The sequence below is a fragment of the Gordonia sp. SCSIO 19800 genome (assembly GCF_018132775.1).
Lineage (GTDB): Bacteria > Actinomycetota > Actinomycetes > Mycobacteriales > Mycobacteriaceae > Gordonia > Gordonia hongkongensis.
Genome location: NZ_JAGRQM010000003.1, coordinates 156,583 through 177,075 on the forward strand (window position 1 = coordinate 156,583; position 20,493 = coordinate 177,075).

General features: G+C 68.8%; 21 protein-coding genes, 4 tRNA genes and 1 riboswitch. Of the genes, 15 read left to right on the top strand and 10 right to left on the bottom strand.

The window, feature by feature from the left end:
* The first annotated feature begins 39 nt into the window (after positions 1–39).
* Positions 40–582 (top strand): hypothetical protein, encoded by a 543-nt coding sequence (locus tag KB201_RS04705; protein WP_058253358.1) that lies wholly within the window; start codon positions 40–42, stop codon positions 580–582.
* On the opposite strand, the gene KB201_RS04710 is transcribed toward KB201_RS04705, so the two are convergent.
* Complete coding sequence (locus KB201_RS04710; protein WP_058253337.1) at positions 563–1,183, bottom strand: Type 1 glutamine amidotransferase-like domain-containing protein; 621 nt, start codon at positions 1,181–1,183, stop codon at positions 563–565. The genes KB201_RS04705 and KB201_RS04710 overlap by 20 nt on opposite strands.
* A gap of 107 nt (positions 1,184–1,290) precedes the next feature.
* Here KB201_RS04710 and KB201_RS04715 point away from each other — a divergent pair, with 107 nt between their 5' ends.
* The gene (locus tag KB201_RS04715; protein WP_058253336.1) at positions 1,291–2,445 is read left to right on the top strand and encodes a glycosyltransferase family 1 protein; all 1,155 of its coding nucleotides are present in this window, start codon (positions 1,291–1,293) and stop codon (positions 2,443–2,445) included.
* Between the two features lie 75 nt (positions 2,446–2,520).
* Positions 2,521–3,255 carry a demethylmenaquinone methyltransferase gene (locus KB201_RS04720; RefSeq protein ID WP_058253357.1) on the top strand — a complete coding sequence of 245 codons (735 nt, stop codon included), beginning with the start codon at positions 2,521–2,523 and terminating at the stop codon, positions 3,253–3,255.
* Here KB201_RS04720 and KB201_RS04725 read toward each other — a convergent pair.
* On the bottom strand, positions 3,252–4,208 hold the full coding sequence (locus KB201_RS04725; protein ID WP_058253335.1) for an oxygenase MpaB family protein: 957 nt from the start codon (positions 4,206–4,208) through the stop codon (positions 3,252–3,254). The genes KB201_RS04720 and KB201_RS04725 overlap by 4 nt on opposite strands.
* Before the next feature lie 124 nt (positions 4,209–4,332).
* The gene (locus tag KB201_RS04730; RefSeq protein WP_058253334.1) at positions 4,333–5,592 is read right to left on the bottom strand and encodes a geranylgeranyl reductase family protein; all 1,260 of its coding nucleotides are present in this window, start codon (positions 5,590–5,592) and stop codon (positions 4,333–4,335) included.
* Positions 5,593–5,709: 117 nt separating this feature from the next.
* Between KB201_RS04730 and KB201_RS04735 the strand changes: the two genes are divergently transcribed.
* Positions 5,710–6,726: a polyprenyl synthetase family protein gene (locus tag KB201_RS04735; RefSeq protein ID WP_211538497.1), complete on the top strand. Its 1,017-nt coding sequence runs from the start codon at positions 5,710–5,712 to the stop codon at positions 6,724–6,726.
* A 33-nt stretch (positions 6,727–6,759) separates the two neighbouring features.
* Here the strand turns inward: KB201_RS04735 and htpX are convergent, their stop codons facing one another.
* The 6 genes from htpX to KB201_RS04765 form a co-directional block, all read right to left on the bottom strand.
* A complete protein-coding gene (gene htpX / locus KB201_RS04740) occupies positions 6,760–7,617 on the bottom strand; it encodes a zinc metalloprotease HtpX (RefSeq protein ID WP_058253356.1) in 858 nt (285 codons plus the stop codon).
* Between the two features lie 166 nt (positions 7,618–7,783).
* Positions 7,784–8,275, bottom strand: coding sequence for a YajQ family cyclic di-GMP-binding protein (locus KB201_RS04745; protein WP_058253332.1), 492 nt, complete (start codon positions 8,273–8,275; stop codon positions 7,784–7,786).
* Between the two features lie 51 nt (positions 8,276–8,326).
* Positions 8,327–9,154 carry an ABC transporter ATP-binding protein gene (locus KB201_RS04750; RefSeq protein WP_211538498.1) on the bottom strand — a complete coding sequence of 276 codons (828 nt, stop codon included), beginning with the start codon at positions 9,152–9,154 and terminating at the stop codon, positions 8,327–8,329.
* Positions 9,147–9,941: an ABC transporter permease gene (locus KB201_RS04755; RefSeq protein ID WP_165630505.1), complete on the bottom strand. Its 795-nt coding sequence runs from the start codon at positions 9,939–9,941 to the stop codon at positions 9,147–9,149. Before KB201_RS04755 ends, KB201_RS04750 begins: the two co-directional genes overlap by 8 nt.
* The gene (locus KB201_RS04760; RefSeq protein ID WP_211538499.1) at positions 9,916–10,941 is read right to left on the bottom strand and encodes an ABC transporter substrate-binding protein; all 1,026 of its coding nucleotides are present in this window, start codon (positions 10,939–10,941) and stop codon (positions 9,916–9,918) included. Before KB201_RS04760 ends, KB201_RS04755 begins: the two co-directional genes overlap by 26 nt.
* A complete protein-coding gene (locus KB201_RS04765) occupies positions 10,938–11,648 on the bottom strand; it encodes a TenA family protein (RefSeq protein WP_211538500.1) in 711 nt (236 codons plus the stop codon). Before KB201_RS04765 ends, KB201_RS04760 begins: the two co-directional genes overlap by 4 nt.
* A riboswitch (TPP riboswitch) is annotated at positions 11,636–11,730 on the bottom strand. It overlaps the preceding gene by 13 nt.
* Positions 11,731–11,885: 155 nt before the next feature.
* Between KB201_RS04765 and KB201_RS04770 the strand changes: the two genes are divergently transcribed.
* The 11 genes from KB201_RS04770 (at position 11,886) to rplA (ending at position 18,648) form a co-directional block, all read left to right on the top strand.
* A tRNA-Tyr gene (locus KB201_RS04770) sits at positions 11,886–11,966 on the top strand.
* Between the two features lie 117 nt (positions 11,967–12,083).
* Positions 12,084–12,156 (top strand) — tRNA-Thr (locus KB201_RS04775).
* A 21-nt stretch (positions 12,157–12,177) separates the two neighbouring features.
* Positions 12,178–12,251: transfer RNA gene (locus tag KB201_RS04780), tRNA-Met, on the top strand.
* Positions 12,252–12,344: 93 nt separating this feature from the next.
* Complete coding sequence (gene rpmG / locus KB201_RS04785; RefSeq protein ID WP_045823858.1) at positions 12,345–12,512, top strand: 50S ribosomal protein L33; 168 nt, start codon at positions 12,345–12,347, stop codon at positions 12,510–12,512.
* A 97-nt stretch (positions 12,513–12,609) separates the two neighbouring features.
* Positions 12,610–13,707 (top strand): fused (3R)-hydroxyacyl-ACP dehydratase subunits HadA/HadB, encoded by a 1,098-nt coding sequence (locus KB201_RS04790; RefSeq protein WP_065629247.1) that lies wholly within the window; start codon positions 12,610–12,612, stop codon positions 13,705–13,707.
* 223 nt (positions 13,708–13,930) lie between these two features.
* Positions 13,931–15,583 carry an ATP-binding cassette domain-containing protein gene (locus KB201_RS04795; protein WP_078113043.1) on the top strand — a complete coding sequence of 551 codons (1,653 nt, stop codon included), beginning with the start codon at positions 13,931–13,933 and terminating at the stop codon, positions 15,581–15,583.
* Positions 15,584–15,805: 222 nt separating this feature from the next.
* Positions 15,806–15,878, top strand: a tRNA-Trp gene (locus KB201_RS04800).
* Between the two features lie 39 nt (positions 15,879–15,917).
* Positions 15,918–16,391, top strand: a complete 474-nt coding sequence (gene secE / locus KB201_RS04805; protein WP_058253327.1) for a preprotein translocase subunit SecE — start codon at positions 15,918–15,920, stop codon at positions 16,389–16,391.
* A 70-nt stretch (positions 16,392–16,461) separates the two neighbouring features.
* Positions 16,462–17,340: a transcription termination/antitermination protein NusG gene (gene nusG / locus KB201_RS04810; RefSeq protein WP_078113044.1), complete on the top strand. Its 879-nt coding sequence runs from the start codon at positions 16,462–16,464 to the stop codon at positions 17,338–17,340.
* A gap of 74 nt (positions 17,341–17,414) precedes the next feature.
* Positions 17,415–17,849 carry a 50S ribosomal protein L11 gene (rplK, locus tag KB201_RS04815; RefSeq protein ID WP_004021736.1) on the top strand — a complete coding sequence of 145 codons (435 nt, stop codon included), beginning with the start codon at positions 17,415–17,417 and terminating at the stop codon, positions 17,847–17,849.
* A gap of 82 nt (positions 17,850–17,931) precedes the next feature.
* Positions 17,932–18,648 (top strand): 50S ribosomal protein L1, encoded by a 717-nt coding sequence (gene rplA, locus KB201_RS04820; protein WP_065629251.1) that lies wholly within the window; start codon positions 17,932–17,934, stop codon positions 18,646–18,648.
* Positions 18,649–18,718: 70 nt separating this feature from the next.
* Here rplA and KB201_RS04825 read toward each other — a convergent pair whose 3' ends face one another.
* The gene (locus tag KB201_RS04825) at positions 18,719–20,485 is read right to left on the bottom strand and encodes an HNH endonuclease signature motif containing protein (RefSeq protein WP_211538501.1); all 1,767 of its coding nucleotides are present in this window, start codon (positions 20,483–20,485) and stop codon (positions 18,719–18,721) included.
* Positions 20,486–20,493: the final 8 nt, after the last annotated feature.

Here is a 20,493-nt window from a genome sequence, read left to right on the forward strand (position 1 = left end):
CCGGACGCCGGGGGATCGGTGCCCGCTAGTCTGAACGGCATGAATCCGGTGATCCAGCGACGCGTGCAGCTCGGCCTGCTCGTCGTCGGCGTGACGATCACCTTCATGGCGATGACGCTCATCGCCGGTTGTTTCAAGAACGACGCGACGATCGAGGCCAGCAAGGCGACCGTGATGGCCGAGGTCGTGTCCGTGGACAGCCTGCACGCCGCGGTGAATTTCCAGACACCCGACGGCTCGTTCCACAGTCCCCGCTTCGGGCTGCTGTATCCGACCGAGCTGAGCGAGGGACAGCGCATCAGCGTCGACTATGCGGTCTACAACCCGGATCTCGCCCGCCCGACCGGTCGCACCGCGGTGCTGTCCATCATCCCCGCCCTGTCGGTGATGGTCGGAGCGTGGCTCGTCATCGGCCTGCTGATGGTCGGGGTCGCGGAGTCCAGTCGCCGCTGGGCCCGTCGCGGCACCGCCGACGGTGCTGTCGCCGACGATGCTGTCGCCGAGGACGCCGACAGCGACGCGGCAGACCGGGACCCGGCCGCGGCCGACCGGGACGAGACGGTCAGCCCGGGATCACCCTGAGGTCTCCGCCGGCGACGACGATCGCCTCGGCGTCGGTCAGGAAGTGCAGCCGGTGCTCGGCGCCGAACCGTTGCCTCGTCGCCTCGATCGGTCCGCGACCCCCGACGGTGCCCTCCGCGTGCGGGATCACCGTGGTGTCGATCAGTCCGAGGCCCGCGGTCGAGGTCAGGGGTGCGGCCTCGGCGGGATCGTCGAGCAACGACAGGGGAGCGATGTCGGGGCCGACGACCGCGGCGCCCGCGCTGACCCCGATGTAGGGGAGGCCGGCGCGGACCGCGTCGACGAGGGTGCGGTCGGCACCCGCCAGCCGCAGCGCCCCGAGCAGATGGAAGGTGTTGCCGCCGGCGACGAACACCGCGTCGACCCCGGCGAGCTCCCGGGCGAAGACGGCTGACCCGGTCAGTTCCGGATCGAGGTCGGTCACCTCGAAACCCTGCTGCCGAAGGGTGTCCCGCTCGAGGTCGAGCCACGCGTGGTCGGTGTAGATCGACGACGCGGTGGGGACGTAACCGATGCGGCAGCCCGGCCCGGTCAACGGGGTGAGGAACTGCGGGACGGGGGTGAGCCAGCGGCTCAGCAGCAGGAGGTGCGTGTCGACCACGCCTCCACTGTGCCCGGTCGGAGGGCAACGCACCGTTCATCCTGAATTGGGTGGGCCGACACGTGCGCCGTGTGGTCCGGTCAATTCTGCGGGGGACGATCGCGAGCATGCGCGTCGCGATCGTCGCCGAGAGCTTCCTGCCCCAGATGAACGGGGTGGTCAATTCCGTCCTCCGGGTTGTCGACCATCTCGAGTCCACCGGCCACACCGTGGTCGTCATCGCACCCGACACCCCGCGTGGCGTGCCGGGCGGGCCGCGGATGGTCGGCCGCCGGACCCCGGTGCACCTGCTGCCCGCGGTGCAGGTGCCGCGGGTGACCTCGCTCCCGGTGGGAGTGCCGTCGCCGCTGCTGTACCGCACCTTGCGCGACTTCGAACCGGATGTCGTCCACCTGGCATCACCGTTCGTGGTGGGTGCCGCGGGCGCCGTCGCCGCCCGGGCGCTCGGCGTGCCCGTGGTGGCCGTGTTCCAGACCGATGTCGCGGGGTTCGCGGCGGCCTACCGGCTGGGCGCGGTGGAGAAGCTGGCCTGGCGCTACACACGCCGGCTGCACGAGATGTGCGACCTCACCCTCGCGCCGTCGACCGCGACGCTGGAGGTCCTCGCCGCCCACGGCATACCGCGACTCGCGCGCTGGGGTCGCGGCGTCGACGTCGGACTCTTCTCGCCGGACAAGCGCGACCCGTCGCTGCGCGCCGACTGGCTGGGTGCCGCCCGCGACGCACTGGTGGTCGGGTTCGTGGGTCGGCTCGCGCCGGAGAAGCACGTCGAGCGCCTGGCCGGACTGTCGGGGAACCCGCGCGTGCAACTGGTGATCGTCGGGGACGGCCCCGAGCGGGACCGGCTCCAGCGCGCGATGCCGGATGCGGTGTTCACCGGTGAACTGCGCGGGGAGGCGCTGGCCCGCGCGTACGCGAGCTTCGACGTCTTCGTGCACGCCGGCGAACACGAGACGTTCTGTCAGGCCATCCAGGAGGCGATGGCCAGCGGTCTGCCCGTGATCGGTCCCGACGCGGGCGGCCCCCGCGACCTGGTGTCGGCGTTCCGGACCGGATATCTGCTGGAGGTCGGACGCTTCGCCGAGGAGCTGCCCGCGATCGTCGAATCCCTGCACGACGAGTCGGTCCGGGCGGCGTTCGGCCGAGCCGCGGTACAGGCCGTGCGTGCGCGCACCTGGCCGTCGGTGTGCGCGGAGCTCGTCGGCCACTACGCGCGCGTGACGGGCCGCGGAGTCGTCACCGAGGTGGGGCGGCCCGCCTGAGGTGGCGGCCGACCGCCCGGCGAGGCGACGCACCTCACGGCGGTCCTGGCCCGAACGACCGGTAGCGTGATCGGCATGTCATCGACGGGTGCGACACCACCGGAACGAGCGGGTCTGGGCCGGAGTGTGGGCCGGGCAAGTCTGGAGAAGGACCCGGCCGAGGTCGCGGCCATGTTCGACGGCGTCGCACGCCGCTACGACCTCACCAACACGGTCCTGTCGTTCGGCCGGGATCGCGGCTGGCGCAAGAAGACCCGAAGGGCACTCGACCTGCGCCCGGGCGACGTCGTCCTCGACCTCGCGGCGGGCACCGCGGTGTCGACCGTCGAACTCGCCTCCTCGGGGGCGCACTGCATCGCCGCGGACTTCTCGCTCGGCATGCTCAAGGCCGGTGCGCATCGGGACGTGCCGAAGGTCGCCGCCGACGCTCTGTCGCTCCCGTTCGCCGACGATTCGTTCGACGCCGCCACCATCTCCTTCGGCCTGCGCAACGTCAACGACGTCCCGACGGCGCTCGCCGAGCTCCGCCGGGTACTCAAGCCCGGCGGACGACTGGTGATCTGCGAGTTCTCCACGCCGACGCTGAAGCCGTTCCGCACGGTGTACATGGAGTACCTGATGAAGGCGCTGCCCGCGGTCGCGACGAAGGTCTCGAGCAGCCCGGCCGCGTATGTCTATCTCGCCGAGTCGATCCGGGCGTGGCCGGACCAGTTCGCGCTGGGCGACCTCATCCGCGACGCCGGGTTCACCGGGGTGCGGTGGGAGAACATGACCGGTGGGATCGCCGCGATCCACTCGGCGCGGGCCTAGTGGTTCGCGGCCCGCGGGGTCTCGTCGTGCGACACCGGGCACCCGGGCGCGAAGGTGCCGAGGTCGTCGATGCGGAAACCGCCTGGGTAGCTGCGAACCTGCTTCGTCTGGCGACCGAAGAGCGGTTCGGTGCGGGGTGACGCGAAGAGGCGGATCGCGAGACCGCGAGCCTTGAGCCCGCCGCGCACCAGGACCCGTTCGACCGCGGTCGGTTTCGGATATCCGAACGCGCCGAGGAGCCGATCGTCCATGAGCGCGAACGACATCCGACGCACCACCGCCCGCGGCAGCAGCTTGTACGGCATGAACGTGCCGAGCAGGTCGAGGGTGGCGTCGGCGACGGCCAGGGAGTCGGGACTGAAGGCGAAGTGGGCGGTCTCGTACTCGTCGTAGAACGTCTTGAAGTCGTCGTAGGTCTCGGGGATGTCCTTGATGCCCATCAGCTGACCGAGTCGACGGTAGTAATTGGTGAGACCGAGGATCTCGTGGTTGGTCAGCGACCGCCACTCATAGGAGTTGACCCACTCGACCGGGCAGACGACGAAAGTGGCCAGCACGTAGAGGAAGTCGCTGTTGGAGATGTCGTACATGCCGTGCATCTGGTTGATGCGCCGGATGCCGGCCCGTCCGGCCGGGCTGTCGACCCCGTGCTCGATCGGGGCGTCGAGCAGCAGGACCGTGTCGTCGTAGCGCTTCTGCGTCGACTCGGTGAACTGGCTGGTCTTGTAGAGAAGGTCGCCGATCGACGGCACCGCGTAGGTGCGGAACAGGGCGAAGCTCAACGCCTGTGTGATGCCCCACGGGAATTCCTGCGTGCCCAGGGCGCGGGCGATAGCGGTCGGGTCACCGACGGCATCCATGCGGTCGATCTCGCCGCGCAGGTGGTAGCGCTGTGCCAGTCGGTTCTGGACGGCGTGCTTGGCTCGGGTGGCGAGAGTGGATGCGGCGGACATCTTCCATCTCCTGGGTCGACGGGTGGCCTGATTCTGTCACAGCTGTGGCCGCGGCCACACGTGTTGGAACACTACAGCCCGATCGTCTCAACGCGCCACCGGGATGGCGGCCCGGCGGCCCCTCTCAGGAGAACGGCGGCCGCGGGTCGACCTGCCGGGAGACCCGCCCGGCGGTGCGCCAGGCCCTGGCCACGAGGTCGGCATCCTCGGCGGTGATCAGGTTGCCCATGACCCGCACCACCATGGACATCAGTTGCGGCGACCGGATGCCGGGCCGGCCCAGGGTGGGGACGGTCTTGGGCATGGTGAGCAGGCCGGCGAGACGGCGGGCGGCGGAGAAGGCGAGCCCGTAGTGCTCCACCAGCACATCGCGCCACCGGTCGGTGTAGTCGTCCGTGCCGAGGAGTTCGACGGCGAGCCGGGCGGTCTCCAGGGCGTAGTCGATGCCCTCGCCGTTGAGCGGATTGACGCACGCGGCGGCGTCGCCGATCAGCATCCAGTTGCGACCCGCGACACCGGACACCGCACCACCCATGGGCAGCAGGGCGGACGTGATCCGGACGGGTGGGCCGTCGAGAGCCCACTCGTCGCGCACCATCGCGGCGTAGTGCTCGAGGATCGGTCGAAGTGCCATGTGCGCCGGGCGTTTCGACGTCGCGAGCGCGCCCACGCCGACGTTGACCTGTCCGCCCCCGGCCGACCCGAGGGGGAAGACCCAGCCGTACCCGGGCAGCAGTGCGTCGTCGGGTCCCCGGAGTTCGAGGTGCGACCCCATCCAGTGCGAGTCGGCGCGTGCCGACGGTGCGTACGCCCGGGCGGCGACTCCGTAGGCGGTGTCCCGATGCCATTGCCGCCCCAGCGATTTGCCGATTCCTGAACGGACGCCGTCGGCCACTACGAGGTCGGTGACCCGCATCGTGTGTGTGCCCGCCGGCGTCGCGAAGGTCACCGCGCCCACCCGGTCACCGTCCATCTCGACGCCGATGGCCTTGGCGCCCTCGATCATTCGCGCTCCCACCGACACCGCATGCGTACGGATGGCGTCGTCGAACTCGGTGCGTGCCACCGCGCTGCCGTAGGCGGGGAACCGGCCGGAGGGCCACCGGACCTGCTGGCGTGCGCCCCAGCCGTTGAGCAGGAGTCCGTCGATGCGCGGACGATCGTCGAGGAGTGCGCCGAGCCCCAGCGCGTCGAGTTCGGCGACGGCGCGCGGCGTGAGGCCGTCGCCACACGTCTTGTCGCGCGGGAACACCGCGGCGTCGGCGAGGACCACGTCCCGGCCGGCGGCGACGGCATGGGCGGCCGCCGCCGATCCACCCGGTCCGGCACCGACGACGAGGACATCGGCGGAATCGGGGAAAGGAGGCGTCGTGTCCGTGCTCACCCGACCAGTATGTCCGGACCCCCGACGGGCTAGGCTCGCAGCAGGTGGGGTCTACGCGGCAGTCGCGTGTCCGCCGTCGAGTAGTTGCCGGATCAGACGAGATGGGGCCGCGTTTCCGTGAAGTCCACATTCGCCGGGGTTGACCTGGTGTCGGATGAGTTCGCCGATACGGTGCGCTCGTCGCTGCAGCGGGTCGAGGATCTGTTGCTCGCCGAACTCTCGTCGGGTGACGAGGTGATGACCGAGGCGGCGACCCACCTCGCGAAGGCCGGGGGCAAGCGGTTCCGGCCCATGTTCGCGATCCTGGCCGCACAGTTCGGTCCGCGCCCGGATTCTGACGACGTCATCACCTCGGCGACCGTGGTGGAGATGATCCACCTCGCCACGCTCTATCACGACGACGTGATGGACGAGGCCGCGATGCGCCGCGGTGCGGCGAGCGCCAACGCGCGCTGGACGAACAGCGTGGCCATCCTGTCCGGCGACTTCCTGTTCGCGCGCGCCTCGCGACTCGTCTCGACGCTTGGCCCCGAGGCGGTGCGCATCATCGCCGAGACGTTCGCCGAACTCGTCACCGGCCAGATGCGGGAGACGGTCGGGGTCAAACCCGGCGCCGACCCCATCGAGCACTACCTGCAGGTCGTCTGGGAGAAGACCGGCTCGCTGATCGCCGCCGCCGCCCGCTTCGGCGCGATGGCCTCCGGGGCCGAGCCCGACGACATCGAGCGGCTCTCCCGAATCGGCGACATCGTCGGAGTCGCCTTCCAGGTGTCCGACGACATCATCGACATCAGCTCGGTGTCGGTGGAGTCGGGCAAGACCCCGGGCACCGACCTCCGCGAAGGCGTCCACACGCTGCCGGTCCTCTACGCGCTCACGGGCGACGACGCGACGTCGGCCCGGTTGCGCGAACTCCTGGTGGCCGCCGACGGCGCCGCCCGGCCGCTCACCGACGACGCCGAGGTCGCCGAGGCGATCGAACTGCTCGGTTCGTCGGCGGGTATGGCCGCCGCCCGGGCGAAGTTGCAGGAGTTCGCCGACGAGGCGCACGCCATGCTGGCCGAACTCCCCGAGTCGCCGGCCCACCGTGCCCTGGCGTCGCTCGTGAACTACACGATCGAACGCGTGGGCTGAGGGGTCGACCGGCAGGATCTCTGCCCAGCCGGCTCAGCGACCGTCGCGGGCCATCTCCTGCAGGCGGCGGATGCGTTCCGCGGTCGGCGGGTGGGTGGCGAACATCTTGGCCATTCGGTCGGTCGCGCGGAACGGGCTCTCGATCATCATGTGCGACTGGGCCGCGATGTCGGGCTGCGGCGGCAGCGGCGCGGCTTGCACCCCGCCCGAGATCTTCGCCAGCGCTGATGCGAGTGCGAGCGGATCCCCGGTGAGTTCGGCCCCGGACTGGTCGGCCTGGAACTCGCGTGAGCGGGAGACGGCCAGCTTCACCAGGGTGGCCGCGATCGGTCCCAGCAACGCGATGAGCAGCATCGCCAGCGGGTTCGGCGCGTTGTCCCGCCCGCCGAACGCGCCCATGAACATCGCGAAGTTGGCCAGGCCGCTGATCACCGCCGCCATCGCGCCGGCGATCGAGCTGATGAGGATGTCGCGGTTGTACACGTGGGACAACTCGTGGCCCAGCACGGCGCGCAGCTCGCGCTCGTCGAGCAGGTGCAGGATGCCGGTGGTGCAACACACCGCGGCGTTCTTCGGGTTGCGGCCGGTCGCAAACGCGTTGGGCGACTCGGTGGGGGAGATGTAGAGGGCGGGCATCGGCTGGTGTGCCGTGGTCGCCAGCTCACGCACGATCCGGTACATGACCGGTGCCTGCAGTTCGGTGACCGGTTGCGCGTGCATCGCCTTCAGCGACATCTTGGCGCTGTTGAAGTAGACGTAGGCGTTCATGCCGACGGCGACGATCACCGATCCCCACAGGATCAGCGGGCTCTGGAACAGTGCGCCGATGCCGACGATGATCGCCGACATCAGACCCAGCAGAGCCGCCGTCTTCAATCCGTTGAAATGCATCGGGTCCTCGTCTGTCCGGCGCCGCGGGTCTCGGGCTCCGCGGGCGGCCCGGGCGAACCCGGTGCCGGCCGCGGAGTGCAGGCGCCTCATCCGGTCAAACGACGCAGCGCCCGTCTGGGTTTCCGACGGTCGGGGTTCGGTGCCGCCGACCCACCGACCGGGCGGGTCAGCGGTAGTTGACGAACTGCAGGGCGATACCGAAGTCCTCGCCCTTGAGCAACGAGATGACGGCCTGCAGGTCGTCGCGCTTCTTGCTCGACACGCGCAGCTCGTCGCCCTGGATCTGCGCCTTGACGCCCTTCGGCCCCTCGTCGCGGATCTTCTTGGAGATCTTCTTGGCGTGCTCGGAGTCGATGCCCTGCACCAGCGAGCCGGTGATCTTGAAGGTCTTGCCCGAGCCGACGACCTCGCCGGCGTCGAAGGCCTTCAGCGAGATGTCGCGTCGGATCAACTTCTCCTTGAACACCTCGAGGCCCGCCTGCGCGCGCTCCTCGGCGTCCGAGGTGATCACGATGTTCTCCTCGCCGGACCACTCGATGCCGGTGTTGGTGCCGCGGAAGTCGTACCGCTGCGACAACTCCTTGGCAGCCTGGTTCAGGGCGTTGTCGACCTCTTGCCGGTCGACCTTGCTCACCACGTCGAACGATGAATCAGCCATGTCCGACAGGGTATGTCATGGCGATCAGCGCAAGTGGGCGGCCGCGGGGGTCTACCGGGACGTCCGACGCTGTGCCTGCTCGGCGAGGGCACGACGTGACTCGTCGTGGAGCACCTCGAGCAGTTCTCGCTCGAGGGCGACGAACTCGGGAGCGGTGAGCCCCGCCGGATCGCGCGGGCGCGGGAGGTCGACACGCACCTCGTGGACCACGGTGGCCGGGCGGGCGGACAGCACGATCACGCGGTCCGAGAGGTGGACGGCCTCGCGGACGTCGTGGGTGATCATCAGCACCGTCCACCGATAGCGCTGCCACACCGACTGCAACCACGTCTGCATCTCGGTCCGGGTGAGTGAGTCGAGGGCGCCGAACGGCTCATCGAGCAGCACCAGGTCGCGATTCGAGACGACGGTGCGCAGGAGTGCGGCGCGCTGTCGCATCCCGCCGGACAGCTGGAACGGGCGGGCGTCTTCGAATCCGGCGAGTCCGAAGGCGGGGAAGAGGTCCGCGGCCCGGCGTCGGGCCTCGTTCGTCGGCACGCCCTGCACCTGGAGCCCGAGGATGGTGTTGTCCAGCACGGTGCGCCACGGGAACAGCAGGTCCTTCTGCGGCATGTACGCGCAGTGTCCGGCGACGGCGGGTTCGGAGCCGACGGACGCGCTGCCGGAATCGGGGACGTCGAGGCCCGCCAGCAGGCCGAAGACGGTGCTCTTGCCACATCCGCTGGGCCCGATGACGGAGACGAACTCACCGGGCTCGGCGGTGAACGACACCCCGTCGAGAACCTGCCGGGGCGGTTGTCCGCGTCCGGGTCGAGGAAAGGACTTGGTGAGCCGGTCGACGACCAGTCGGTGGTCCGGGACCAGCCGGTGGTCAGTCATGGTGGTTCCGGTCCTCGGCGCGGGCCCAGGGCGCGACGACCCGCTCGACGGCGAAGGTGAGCAGGTACAGCGTGACGCTCAGGAGCGCGGTCACCAGCACCGCCGCGAGCACCAGGTCCGTGCGGAACGAGTTCTTCTGCAGGCTCATGTAGATGCCGAGGCCCTGGGTGGCGCCGACGTACTCGGCGAACACGGCGCCCACCACCGCATAGGTGATACCGATCCGCAACGCGGTGAAGAACCTCGGTAGCGCGGACGGGAGCCGCACGTACCGGAAGACCTGGCCGCGGGTCGCCCCCATGCTGCGCATCAGCGCGCCGGCCTCGCGGTCGGTGGCGGCGAATCCCTCGATCAGGCCGATCGCCACCGGAAAGAACGTGACCAGGGCGATGACCAGCACCTTCGGGAGCAGGCCGAAGCCGAACCAGATGATCATCAGCGGTGCGATCGCGATGATCGGCAGGGTCTGGGAGGCGACGAACAACGGCACGAACGCCCGTCGCAGCGCCGGCGAGAAATCGACGACGATGGCCAGCAGCCAGGCCAGGACCAATGAAACCGTGAACCCGATCAGGGTCACCTGCAGCGTCGCCGCGGCGTGCACCCCGATCTCCGCGCGGTGCGACCAACCCTGCGCGACGACGCGCGACGGCGACGGCAGCACCTGCGGCCGGATTCCGCTGACGTCGACGTAGACCTGCCAGACCGCCACCAGGACGACCACCGCGACGAGCGCGGGCGCGATGCGACGCAGGCCGGTGCTACCGAGGGGTGTCGAGGTAGTCATTGGTGAAGTACGTCGACCAGTCCGGCTCGGTCGTGAGCGGCGCCCCGTCCGGGCCGGTCAGCAGACCACTGCGGTACAGGAACCCGGAGTTCCCGGCCCACTGTTCGAGCGTCTGTCGCCCGACCCGGCCGTCGGCGTCCTTCATGTACTGACCGGCCAGCATGCGCTGGCTCTGGAACACCAACTGCTCGTCGTTGAACGCACCGGGGTTGGCGGCGAGGAGGTCGCGGGCCGCCGCGTCCGGGTCGTCGGCCGCCGCCTGGTAACCGCGCTGCAGCGCCGTCACGAAGGCCGCCGCGCGGTCCGGGTTGTCCGCCAGCCAGTCCTCGTTGGCGTCGACGACGATCGCGTATGCCTCCGGGAATCCGAAGTCGGTGTAGTGGAAGTACCTCATCGGGGTTCCGCGATGTTCGGCCTCGATGCCCTCCCACGCGAGATAGGAGACGGTGAAGTCGGCCTGACCGGAGTAGACCGCCTCGTAAGCCGAGGTCCCGAGGGTCACCGAGGTGAACTCGCCGGTGCCGCCGTCGTTTCGGATCACCTGCTCGAGGGTCTTCTCCTCGCCCGGGTCGCCGAAACCGGCGTATGTCTTCCCGTCGAGGTCCTTCGGGCTCGTGATGTCGCGGCGGTCGGCGCGGACACCGATGCCGGTGGCCCACTTCTGCAGCGGCGCGAACACGGAGATGGTCTGCGCGCCCGATGCCCGCGAGAAGGTCGACGAGTTGTGGGTGCTGATACCGAACTCGGCGTTGCCCGCGTCCACGATGGTGTCCACGGCGGTGTTGTTGTACGGCAGGATCTCGACGTCGAGTCCGGCCTCCTCGAACCAGCCGCGCTGCTGCGCCACGAACAATCCCGTGTGGTTGGTGTTCGGGGACCAGTCGAGCGCGAATCGGATGGTGCCGTCCGAATCGGCGCCCGAACCGCATGCGGTGATCGCCGACGACGCGACGACCGCGGCGGCGAGCACGGTGAGGAGGCGGCGCGCGCGGGCGCTCATGCGGCGGGCCACGGCTGCGGGTTCAGCGCGGTGTCCCAGAACAGAAGCTCGAACCGGGTGGCGACGGTGAACGCCGTGGCCATCGCGGCCCGCTCCCGCTCGCCGGCGTGCGCCGCGGCCTCGTCCACGAGTTCCCTTGCCCGCGAGGCGGATTCCTGGAAATCCGGGGCGTCGTAGGTGGTCACCCACTGCGCGTAGGGGTGGTTCGGGTCGGCGGCGAGTACCTGGGCCGCACTCGCGGCCAGGGCCCGGCCGACTTCCGCGTAGATCCAGAAGCAGGGCAGGGCCGCGGCGGCGCCGACCGCATACGACTCGGTCGCGGCGACGGCGGTCAGATAGGACACGTACCCCAGGCACGCCGGCGACGGCTCGGGTTCGCCCTCACGCGGAGGCAGCTGGCCGCCGTTGAGCAGGTCGCCGTGCAGCGCCGACTCGACGGTGGCCGCGGTGGCCGACGAGTTCGCCCAGAACCCCGCGGTCTGCGGGTCGGGGGACTTCGACGCCAGGATGGCGAGGGCCTTCGCGTACCCGGCCAGGTACAGCGAGTCCTGCTCCATGTAGGTGCGGAACACCTCCAGTGGCAGCGTCCCGTCGCCGAGCCGCCGCAGGAACTCGAGGTCGTCGATCGCCGTCCGCAACCCCTTCGTCTCCTCCCAGAGGTGGTCGGAGAATCGGCCGGAGACCGGCATGCGCGCATGCACAGACATGACATCCCTTCGTCAGCATTACCTGGACAGGTTCTCGGGTCTCATCTCAGCCCCGCGTCGCGGAGCACCCCGTGTCAGAACGCAGCCACAGTAGCAGGAGTGGGGGTCGCAGTGGGACGCCTGTGCCACGACCGTGTCCCGGCCTGTTGACCAGCCGGTTTGCGCGTTGATGCGGTGTTCGTTGTATTCTTCACGGCGTTGTTCGTACGGCCGTCACGGTGGCCGGAAGAGCGGCACGGCAGGTTGCCCGAGCGGCCAAAGGGAGCGGATTGTAAATCCGTCGCGCAAGCTACATAGGTTCGAATCCTATACCTGCCACAGCGTGGTCCATTCTCGCGAAACTGCTCTACAGACGGTCTCCGACCAGCGATTTGTCTAGCGCAGACGCGAGTGTGTAACCTCGTTAAGGCTCTCGGGCACAACCGCCCGGGGCACGCCCCCTTAGCTCAGTCGGCAGAGCGTTTCCATGGTAAGGAAAAGGTCGACGGTTCGATTCCGTCAGGGGGCTCGCTGGACGAGAAGTCCGCGGGGCGGTGTAGCTCAGCTGGTTAGAGCGCACGACTCATAATCGTGAGGTCGAGGGATCGAGTCCCTCCACCGCTACACATCGGGTCCGACCGGAACCGAGCGCAAGGGTCGCAAGCCCTGAGGGAACTTCCGAACCCGACCACGTACCACCCGAAAGAAGGCAATCAAGTGGCCTCCTCAACAGATGTTCGCCCCAAGATCACCTTGGCCTGCGAGGTGTGCAAGCACCGTAACTACATCACGAAGAAGAACCGCCGCAACGATCCCGATCGCCTCGAGATCAAGAAGTTCTGCCCGAACTGCGGCAAGCATCAGGGGCACAAGGAATCGCGCTGACGCTGTCGTCGGCCGTTTCGAAGTACCACCAGCAGCGGGCTGCCTCTCGATGAGGCAGCCCGTCTTGCTGTGTCGGGCCCGAAGGGAGTAGAGCTCAATGTCACAGGTAAGCGGAGCCGAGATCCAGGATCGTCCGGACGAGGCGTCGAACGGTGGCGCGAAGCCGACCCCCGACGAGATCGCCGCCCACACGCAGAGCCTCGTCGGCTTCCACTACACGGTCGACGACTACTACGAGATCGGCCGCGAGGAGATCCGTAAGCACGCGATGGCGGTGCAGGATGCGCACCCGACCCACTGGAGCGAGGAGGGCGCCCGGGCCTTCGGTCACGACCGCCTGATCGCCGCGCCCACCTACGTGTCGGTGCTCGGGATCATCGCCCAGCGCAAGCTCTTCGAAGACGTCGTCACCGGCTACGACATGTGGCAGATCATGCAGACCGATCAGCGGCTGGTCTACCACCAGCCGATGAAGGTCGGGGACCGCCTGATCTGCGACGTCTCGCTCGAGTCGTTCCGCCATGTGAGCAGTCCCGAGATGATCGACCTGATGGTCACCAAGAACGTCATCTGGAACCAGCACGACGAGCCGGTCATGACCACGTGGACCTCCCTGGCCGCGCGTCCCGGCATGGACGTCGACCCCGAACTCGAGGCGTCCCTCGACCACGTGATGATCAAGGTCGACGCCATCGGCGAATCCGGGCACACCGTCGAGCCGAAGGCGGGTCGCTACGACCTCCCCGACCCGACGCAGTCGCCGGGCGCCTTCGGTGCCGTCGACTTCGACACGCTCACGGTGGGTCAGGAACTCACGCCCAAGCGGTACCTGCTGACGCGCGGCAATCTCGCGAACTATGCGGGCGTGGCCGGCGACCCCAACCCGATCCACTTCTCCGACCACGTCGTGAACGCGGCCGGCATGGACGACGTCGTCGCGCACGGCATGCAGACGATGGGGCTCGGCGCGAGCTTCGTCTCCGAGTTCATCGGCGACCCGGCGGCCTTCTGCGAGTACAACGTGCGCTTCACCAGCCCGGTGTACGTCCCGGCCGACGACAGCGCGGCCGTCGACTTCACCGGCAAGGTGAAGTCGCTCGATCCCGCAACTCGTCGCGGGACCATCGCGATCACCGCCAAGCAGGGCGATCGCCGCATCTTCGGACGCGCGCAGGCCGTCATCCAATTCAATTGATCGAGAGTGATCGTCGCTGCTAGGGTCGCCACCCATGTACTCCGGCATCGCCTCGTTGAAGCTCTGGACTCGTCGCTGACGGCGACGAGTTCCCTGTGAGCTCCCACCTGTAGTTCTCGTACGCCGTCCCGGTCCAGACGCCGGACGGCTGTGTCGTGCTGTCCGGCTCCCGACCCGATGAGAAGCCCAGTCTCATCGGCTACCGAAGAGCTGAGAACACACCATGTCTGCTGAACGCAGTACCCACATATCCGAAGGTCGACTCCCGGCGGGTTCGGCCGCCCACGTCCGTGCCGAGGCCGTGAGCGTCGTACGAGGCCCGCGCACGGTCCTCCGCGACGTCGATGTGACCGTCTCCGCGGGGTCGAGGCTTGCGGTGGTCGGCGAGAACGGTCGCGGCAAGACCACCTTGCTCCACGTCCTGGCCGGCGCCGTGATCCCGGACGGCGGGACCGTCACCCGCGCCGGCACGGTCGCGATGGTCGAGCAGGACCTGCCGACGGGCGACGCGCGCACGGTCGGGGAACTGATCTCCGACGCTGTCGGGGACTCGCTCGCAGCACTGGCCGAACTCGACGCCGCTACCGATGCGCTGGCCGAGGGAGCGCCGGGTGCCGACGACGGTTATGCCGCCGCCCTCGAGTCGGTCACCCGGCTCGATGCGTGGGACGCCGAACGTCGCATCGACATCGCGCTCGCCGGCATGGCGGCATGCACCGACCGGGACCGCCCCTTGTCGACTCTGTCGGTGGGGCAGCGGTACCGCGTGCGGCTGGCGGTGGTGCTGGGCGGCGGCACCGACCTGCTGCTGTTGGACGAGCCGACCAACCACCTCGACGCCGAGTCGATGGCCTTTCTGTCCCGCAGGCTGCGGTCGCACCCCGGCGGAGTCGCGGTCGTCAGTCACGACCGCGCCTTCCTGCGCGACGTCGCGACCGAGTTCATCGACCTCGATCCGACGCGGGACGGACGCCCGCGAACATACCGGGGCGGTTACGACGGATGGGTCGTCGGCAGATGCCGCGAACGTGAGCGCTGGGAGCGAGATCACGCCGCTCAGCAGGCTGCGCACGCCGAACTCATCCGTGCGGCGGACGCGGCCCGCGGGCGCCTGCAGAGCCACTGGACCCCGGACAAGGGCACCGGCAAGCATCAGCGGGCGACCCGGGCCGGCGGAGCCGTGCAACTGTTCAACCGTCGCGTCGACGAGCTGGAGAGACATCGGATCACCGTGCCGGTGCCGCCGGGCCAGTTCTGCCTGCCGGGTTCGGACACCCGCGCCGGGGCGCCGCTCGTGGACGGATGGGACCTCACCGTCGCAGGCCGCCTCGAGACGCCGGTGTCGGTGTCGATCGTCGGCGGATCGCGCCTGCTTCTCGTCGGACGCAACGGAACCGGCAAGTCGACCCTGCTCGCGGTGCTCGCCGGACTGCTCCCGCCCGACGAGGGCCGGCTCGACGTCCGTGCCGGTGCGCACCTCGGTTTCCTCACGCAGGAGGTCCCGCGGTGGGACCCCGACCGGACCGCGCACGAGATCTACGACGAGCAGCGGCGTCGGCTCGAAGTGCGCGGCGCCGACGCCCCGTCGCTGCGCGGCCTCGGTCTGCTCGACGCGGACGCCGCCCGCACCCCGGTCTCGCGGTTGTCGCAGGGGCAGCAGCGACGGCTCCACCTGGCGTCCTGCCTGGTCGCCCGGCCGGACGTCCTGCTCCTGGACGAGCCGACGAATCACCTCTCGGCCGGCCTCGTCGACGAGCTGACGGCCGGACTCGCCGACGCGGCGTGCGCGGTCGTGGTGGCCACTCATGATCGGCAGATGCGAGACGATCTCGACGGGTGGCCACGCATCGAACTCACCGATGGACGCGAACCGTGACGGTGAGCCGTCGCGGCGGGTGTACGGTCGTCGGGGGAGCGGAGGCGAGCCCGTTTTGGGTCCACCGCCCCGGTGATCTACACTGAAGTGTCTGATTGATTCAGACTTGCGCGCTACCCATAGGGTGGCGCGTTGGTTTTGTCGGCGACGAAACGTCGACGGGCCGCGAGGCCGGATCGAGAAGGACGGCAACGCCGACCACTCCGGTGGCGGGCGTCGCAAAGGGGCGTAGCTCAATTGGCAGAGCAGCGGTCTCCAAAACCGCAGGTTGCAGGTTCAAGTCCTGTCGCCCCTGCCCTGGTGAAGGGCACACGCTGACGAGAGGACCGCGAAGTTGAGCAAGCGAGACCGGGCCGCCCGCGCCAAAGACGCCGCAGAGGGTTCTGCGGCCGATTCGGCCGCGGCTGAGCTCGACGGTCGCGACGAGGCCACCGACGCGGGTACGGACGACGAGACGTCGACCGGAACCGCGAAGGAGCTGCGTCCGTCCGGTAAGCGCTCGGCTCGCGGACGTCGCTCGGCGGCGGGTGCAACCGACGGTGACACCGACTCCGACACGGGGTCCGTCGCCGTCAAGGAACGCAAGACCAAGAAGAAGGCGTCTGCCGAGGAGAGCCGGAATCCGTTCGTACGGATCTGGGTCTTCCTGACGCAGGTCGTCGCCGAGCTGAAGAAGGTCATCTGGCCTACGCGGCGCGAGATGATCACCTACACGATCGTCGTGCTCGTGTTCGTCATCGTGATGACCGCGTTCATTGCCGGCCTCGACCTCGCCTTCGCCAAGGGCGTGCTCTGGTTGTTCGGCTGACCCACGCGGTGGGCTCGGCCGGCGACGAGGAACACGACCGCCAGATGAACCATAAGGAGCGTGGGCTGCAGTGAGCACCCCGGAGAACGAACTCGCCTCGACCGATTCCGTCGACGTGGCTGCTGCCGACGTCGACGCTGTCGACGCGGCCGTGACCGACGCGGTGGACACCGAGGGTGACGCGGTCGCCGACGACGCGGTCGTCGAGGGTGACGAGGCCCCCGCCGAGGACACCGTCTCCGAGGATGCCGACGAGGTCCCGGTTGACGAGGCCGCCGCTGACGAGGCCCCTGTCGAAGAGGCCCTGGTTGAAGAGGCGGAGGTCGATCCGGTCGAGGAACTGCGCAAGCAGCTCCGCCGCGCGCCCGGCGACTGGTACGTGATCCACAGCTACGCCGGTTACGAGAACAAGGTCAAGGCCAACCTCGAGACCCGCGTGCAGAATCTCGACGTCGGCGACTACATCTTCCAGGTCGAGGTGCCGACCGAAGAGGTCACCGAGATCAAGAACGGCCAGCCCAAGAAGGTCAACCGCAAGGTGCTGCCGGGCTACATCCTCGTCCGCATGGAGCTCAACGACGAGTCGTGGGGCGCCGTGCGCAACACGCCGGGTGTCACCGGCTTCGTCGGGATGACCAGCAAGCCGTCGCCGCTCTCGCTCAACGAGGTGCTGCAGTTCCTGATGCCGCGGACCGAGGCCAAGAAGCCCGCCGCGTCGCGCGGTGCCGCTGCCGAGGGCGTGGAGGCCGCAGCTGCTGCCGCGTCGAACGTCATCGAGGTCGACTTCGAGGTCGGCGAGTCGGTCACCGTCATGGACGGCCCGTTCGCCACGCTGCCCGCGTCGATCAGCGAGGTCAACGCCGAGCAGCGCAAGGTCAAGGTCCTCGTGTCGATCTTCGGTCGCGAGACGCCGGTCGAGCTCGGGTTCAACCAGGTCGAGAAGATCTAGGGCCGGACCACAACCCAGAACTTTCACGTCTCCAGCGGGCGTGAATTCGCAAGGAAACAAGCAAGGAACAGAAGATGCCTCCCAAGAAGAAGAAGCTCGCCGGGATCATCAAGCTCCAGATCTCGGCAGGCCAGGCCAACCCGGCCCCGCCCGTGGGTCCGGCGCTTGGTCAGCACGGCGTGAACATCATGGAGTTCTGCAAGGCGTACAACGCGGCGACCGAGTCGCAGCGCGGCAACGTCATCCCGGTCGAGATCTTCGTGTACGAAGATCGCTCCTTCGACTTCAAGTTGAAGACCCCGCCGGCTGCGAAGCTCCTGCTGAAGGCCGCCGGCCTGCAGAAGGGCTCCGGCGAGCCCCACACCAACAAGGTCGGCAAGGTGAGCATGGACCAGGTCCGTGAGATCGCCAAGACCAAGGCCGAAGACCTGAACGCCAATGACATCGACCAGGCCGCGAAGATCATCGCCGGTACTGCTCGGTCCATGGGCATCACCGTCGAAGGCTGACAGACCTCATCATCACCGTGGGAGGGCCGGCTCGGCCCGCACCACACACCCCGCCGACTGACGGCGGAGAAGGAACAGAGCAATGAGCAAGAAGAGCAAGGCCTACGCGGCCGCGGCCGAGAAGGTCGACAAGACCAAGCTGTACAGCCCGCTGGAGGCTGTGGAGCTGGCCAAGGACACGTCGTCGAAGAACACCGACGCGACCGTCGAGGTCGCGATCCGGCTGGGCGTCGACCCCCGTAAGGCAGACCAGATGGTTCGAGGCACCGTCAATCTGCCGCACGGCACCGGTAAGACTGCCCGCGTGATCGTGTTCGCCGCCGGCGACAAGGCCGCCGAGGCCACCGCCGCCGGTGCCGACGAGGTCGGCGCCGAGGATCTGATCGAGCGCATCCAGGGCGGTTGGCTGGACTTCGACGCCGCGATCGCCACCCCGGATCAGATGGCCAAGGTCGGCCGTATCGCGCGTGTCCTCGGACCCCGCGGCCTGATGCCGAACCCGAAGACGGGCACCGTGACCACAGATGTCACCAAGGCCGTCAACGACATCAAGGGCGGCAAGATCAACTTCCGCGTCGACAAGGCTGCGAACCTGCACTTCGTCATCGGCAAGGCCTCGTTCGACCCGGCCAAGCTGGCCGAGAACTACGGCGCTGCCTACGACGAGATCATGCGCGCCAAGCCGTCGGCCGCCAAGGGCCGCTACATCAAGAAGGTCACCGTCTCCACGACGACGGGCCCGGGCATCCCGGTCGACCCGGCGGTCACCCGCAACTTCGCGGAGGCACCGCAGGCCTGATCTGATCAGGCGCACTGACACCCACGAGGGGCCCGGCATTCCGATGCCGGGCCCCTCGTGTTGTGTGCAATCACGCGTGGTCGGTGAGTATGCGTGCGAGTGCGGCTTCGACCGGGGTCAGCGGTGGGGTGGTGAGGTGCTCCGGCGGTGTTCGCGGATGGACGAGTTCTCGGTAGGCGAGTTCGAGGCGCCGGCCGCGGTCGCCGTAGCCGACGGCATCGGGGCGCCCGCTGCTCCCTGAGGAGCGCCCGGAGCTTGCGGAGGGCGCGTCACGAAGGGTTGGGCGTGACTCATCGCCGGGCCCGCTGCTCCCTGAGGAGTGCCCGGAGCTTGCGGAGGGTGCGTCACGAAGGGTCTGGCGACCGAGCCTGCGAAACCCTCGGGTGGCCGGCCCGTGGATCTCGTTGCGCACGGTGTTCAGGTGTTGTGCGAACCGCCGGGGTATGTCGGGTCGGCGGTTGAGGCGTTCGGGGTTGGGCGGGGCGCCGGGTTCGACGTTCAACCGCCACAGGCAGCGGCCTTCGTCGGGTCCGGACCGTTCGATGCGGGTCGTGTATTGGCCGGGTTGGTCGCCGACCATCCGGTTATGACGGGGGCAGGCAGGGGCGAGATCATCGATGTCGGTGAGACCGCCCTTGGCCCAGTCCCGTTGTGCGTGGTGGAGTTCGACCTGGGTGGCGGGCTGGTCGCAGCCGGGTGCCGAGCATACTTCCCCGTCGGGGCGGGCGAAGGAGACGAGGCGCTGTTCGCGGGTCGCCAGGCGTTTGCCCCGCCCGAAGTGCAGCGGCACAGCGGTGGCGTCTTTGAAGATCGCCAACCAAGGTTGGACGTCACCGGCCATCGCGATCAAGTCCCGGATGGGCAGCAGGGTGCCGGTGGCGGTGGTGGCGAGTCCGGCTTCTCGGATCAGGTCCCCGAGGTCGGCTTTGACGATCAGTTGCACGGGCAGGCCGCGGTGCGAGGTTCCCAGTGTTCCGTCGGCGAAGCCTGCGGCCAGGGCGGCGTCGAGCGCGTCGTGATTCGTTTGGGCGAAAGTGCGACCGTCGCGGTCGGCTGCGGCGGTCAGGGCGTCGGGGTCGGCGGTGCCGGCCGGCCCGCGTGGCGACTGCGGGTCGTCGGAGTTGTTCAGTCCAGGTTTGCCCCAGACCGCGAACATCATCGACAACCGGGCGTGGAGTTCGGGAGTCAGCGTGCCCGAGATCTTTGCGGTCCCGTCAGCGCGTTGCCGACCGATCCACAGGCCGCGGCGCCTCTTGCGTTCCGAATCGTCGGCCAGGGTGCCGTCGGGGTCGAGGTGGGCGAGCAGGCGGGCACCGAGTTGGGTGATCTCGGCGGGGGTGTGGGCTTCGGCGATCTCGGCCATCTGTCGTTCGGCGGCGACCTTGATGTCGTGGTCGATGGTGCCCGGGATGCGGTCGAGGACATCCACTGTGGCCTGCACGTGCGCGGTGCCGACTGCGCCCTGTGCGAAAGCTTCCGCAAGGCAGGGGTACTCGGGTGGGAGGACCTCGCCACCGAGGCTGGTCCGGTGGGCGGTGGCGTCCATCTGCTTACGGCGCCGCATCGGGTTCGACACTCGTAGCTGGTGCGTCATGTACTGCATGAGGGTGCGGCAGCCGGCCTTGCGTGGCAGGTCGCGAGCGACGGCCTGATCGATCTGCCGGTCACCGGCGACGGTCAGACGTGCGATGGCGCGTTCGGTCTCCGCGGCCACTTCAGCGAGTTCGGCATCGGTACACGGTGACAGGTCCACGGTCTGCAACTTGTCGAGGGTGCGGTGCAGGTCGGCCACCAACTCGAGGGCACGCGGTCGCCGCGACGCTTGTTCGTCAGACATGGTCACCC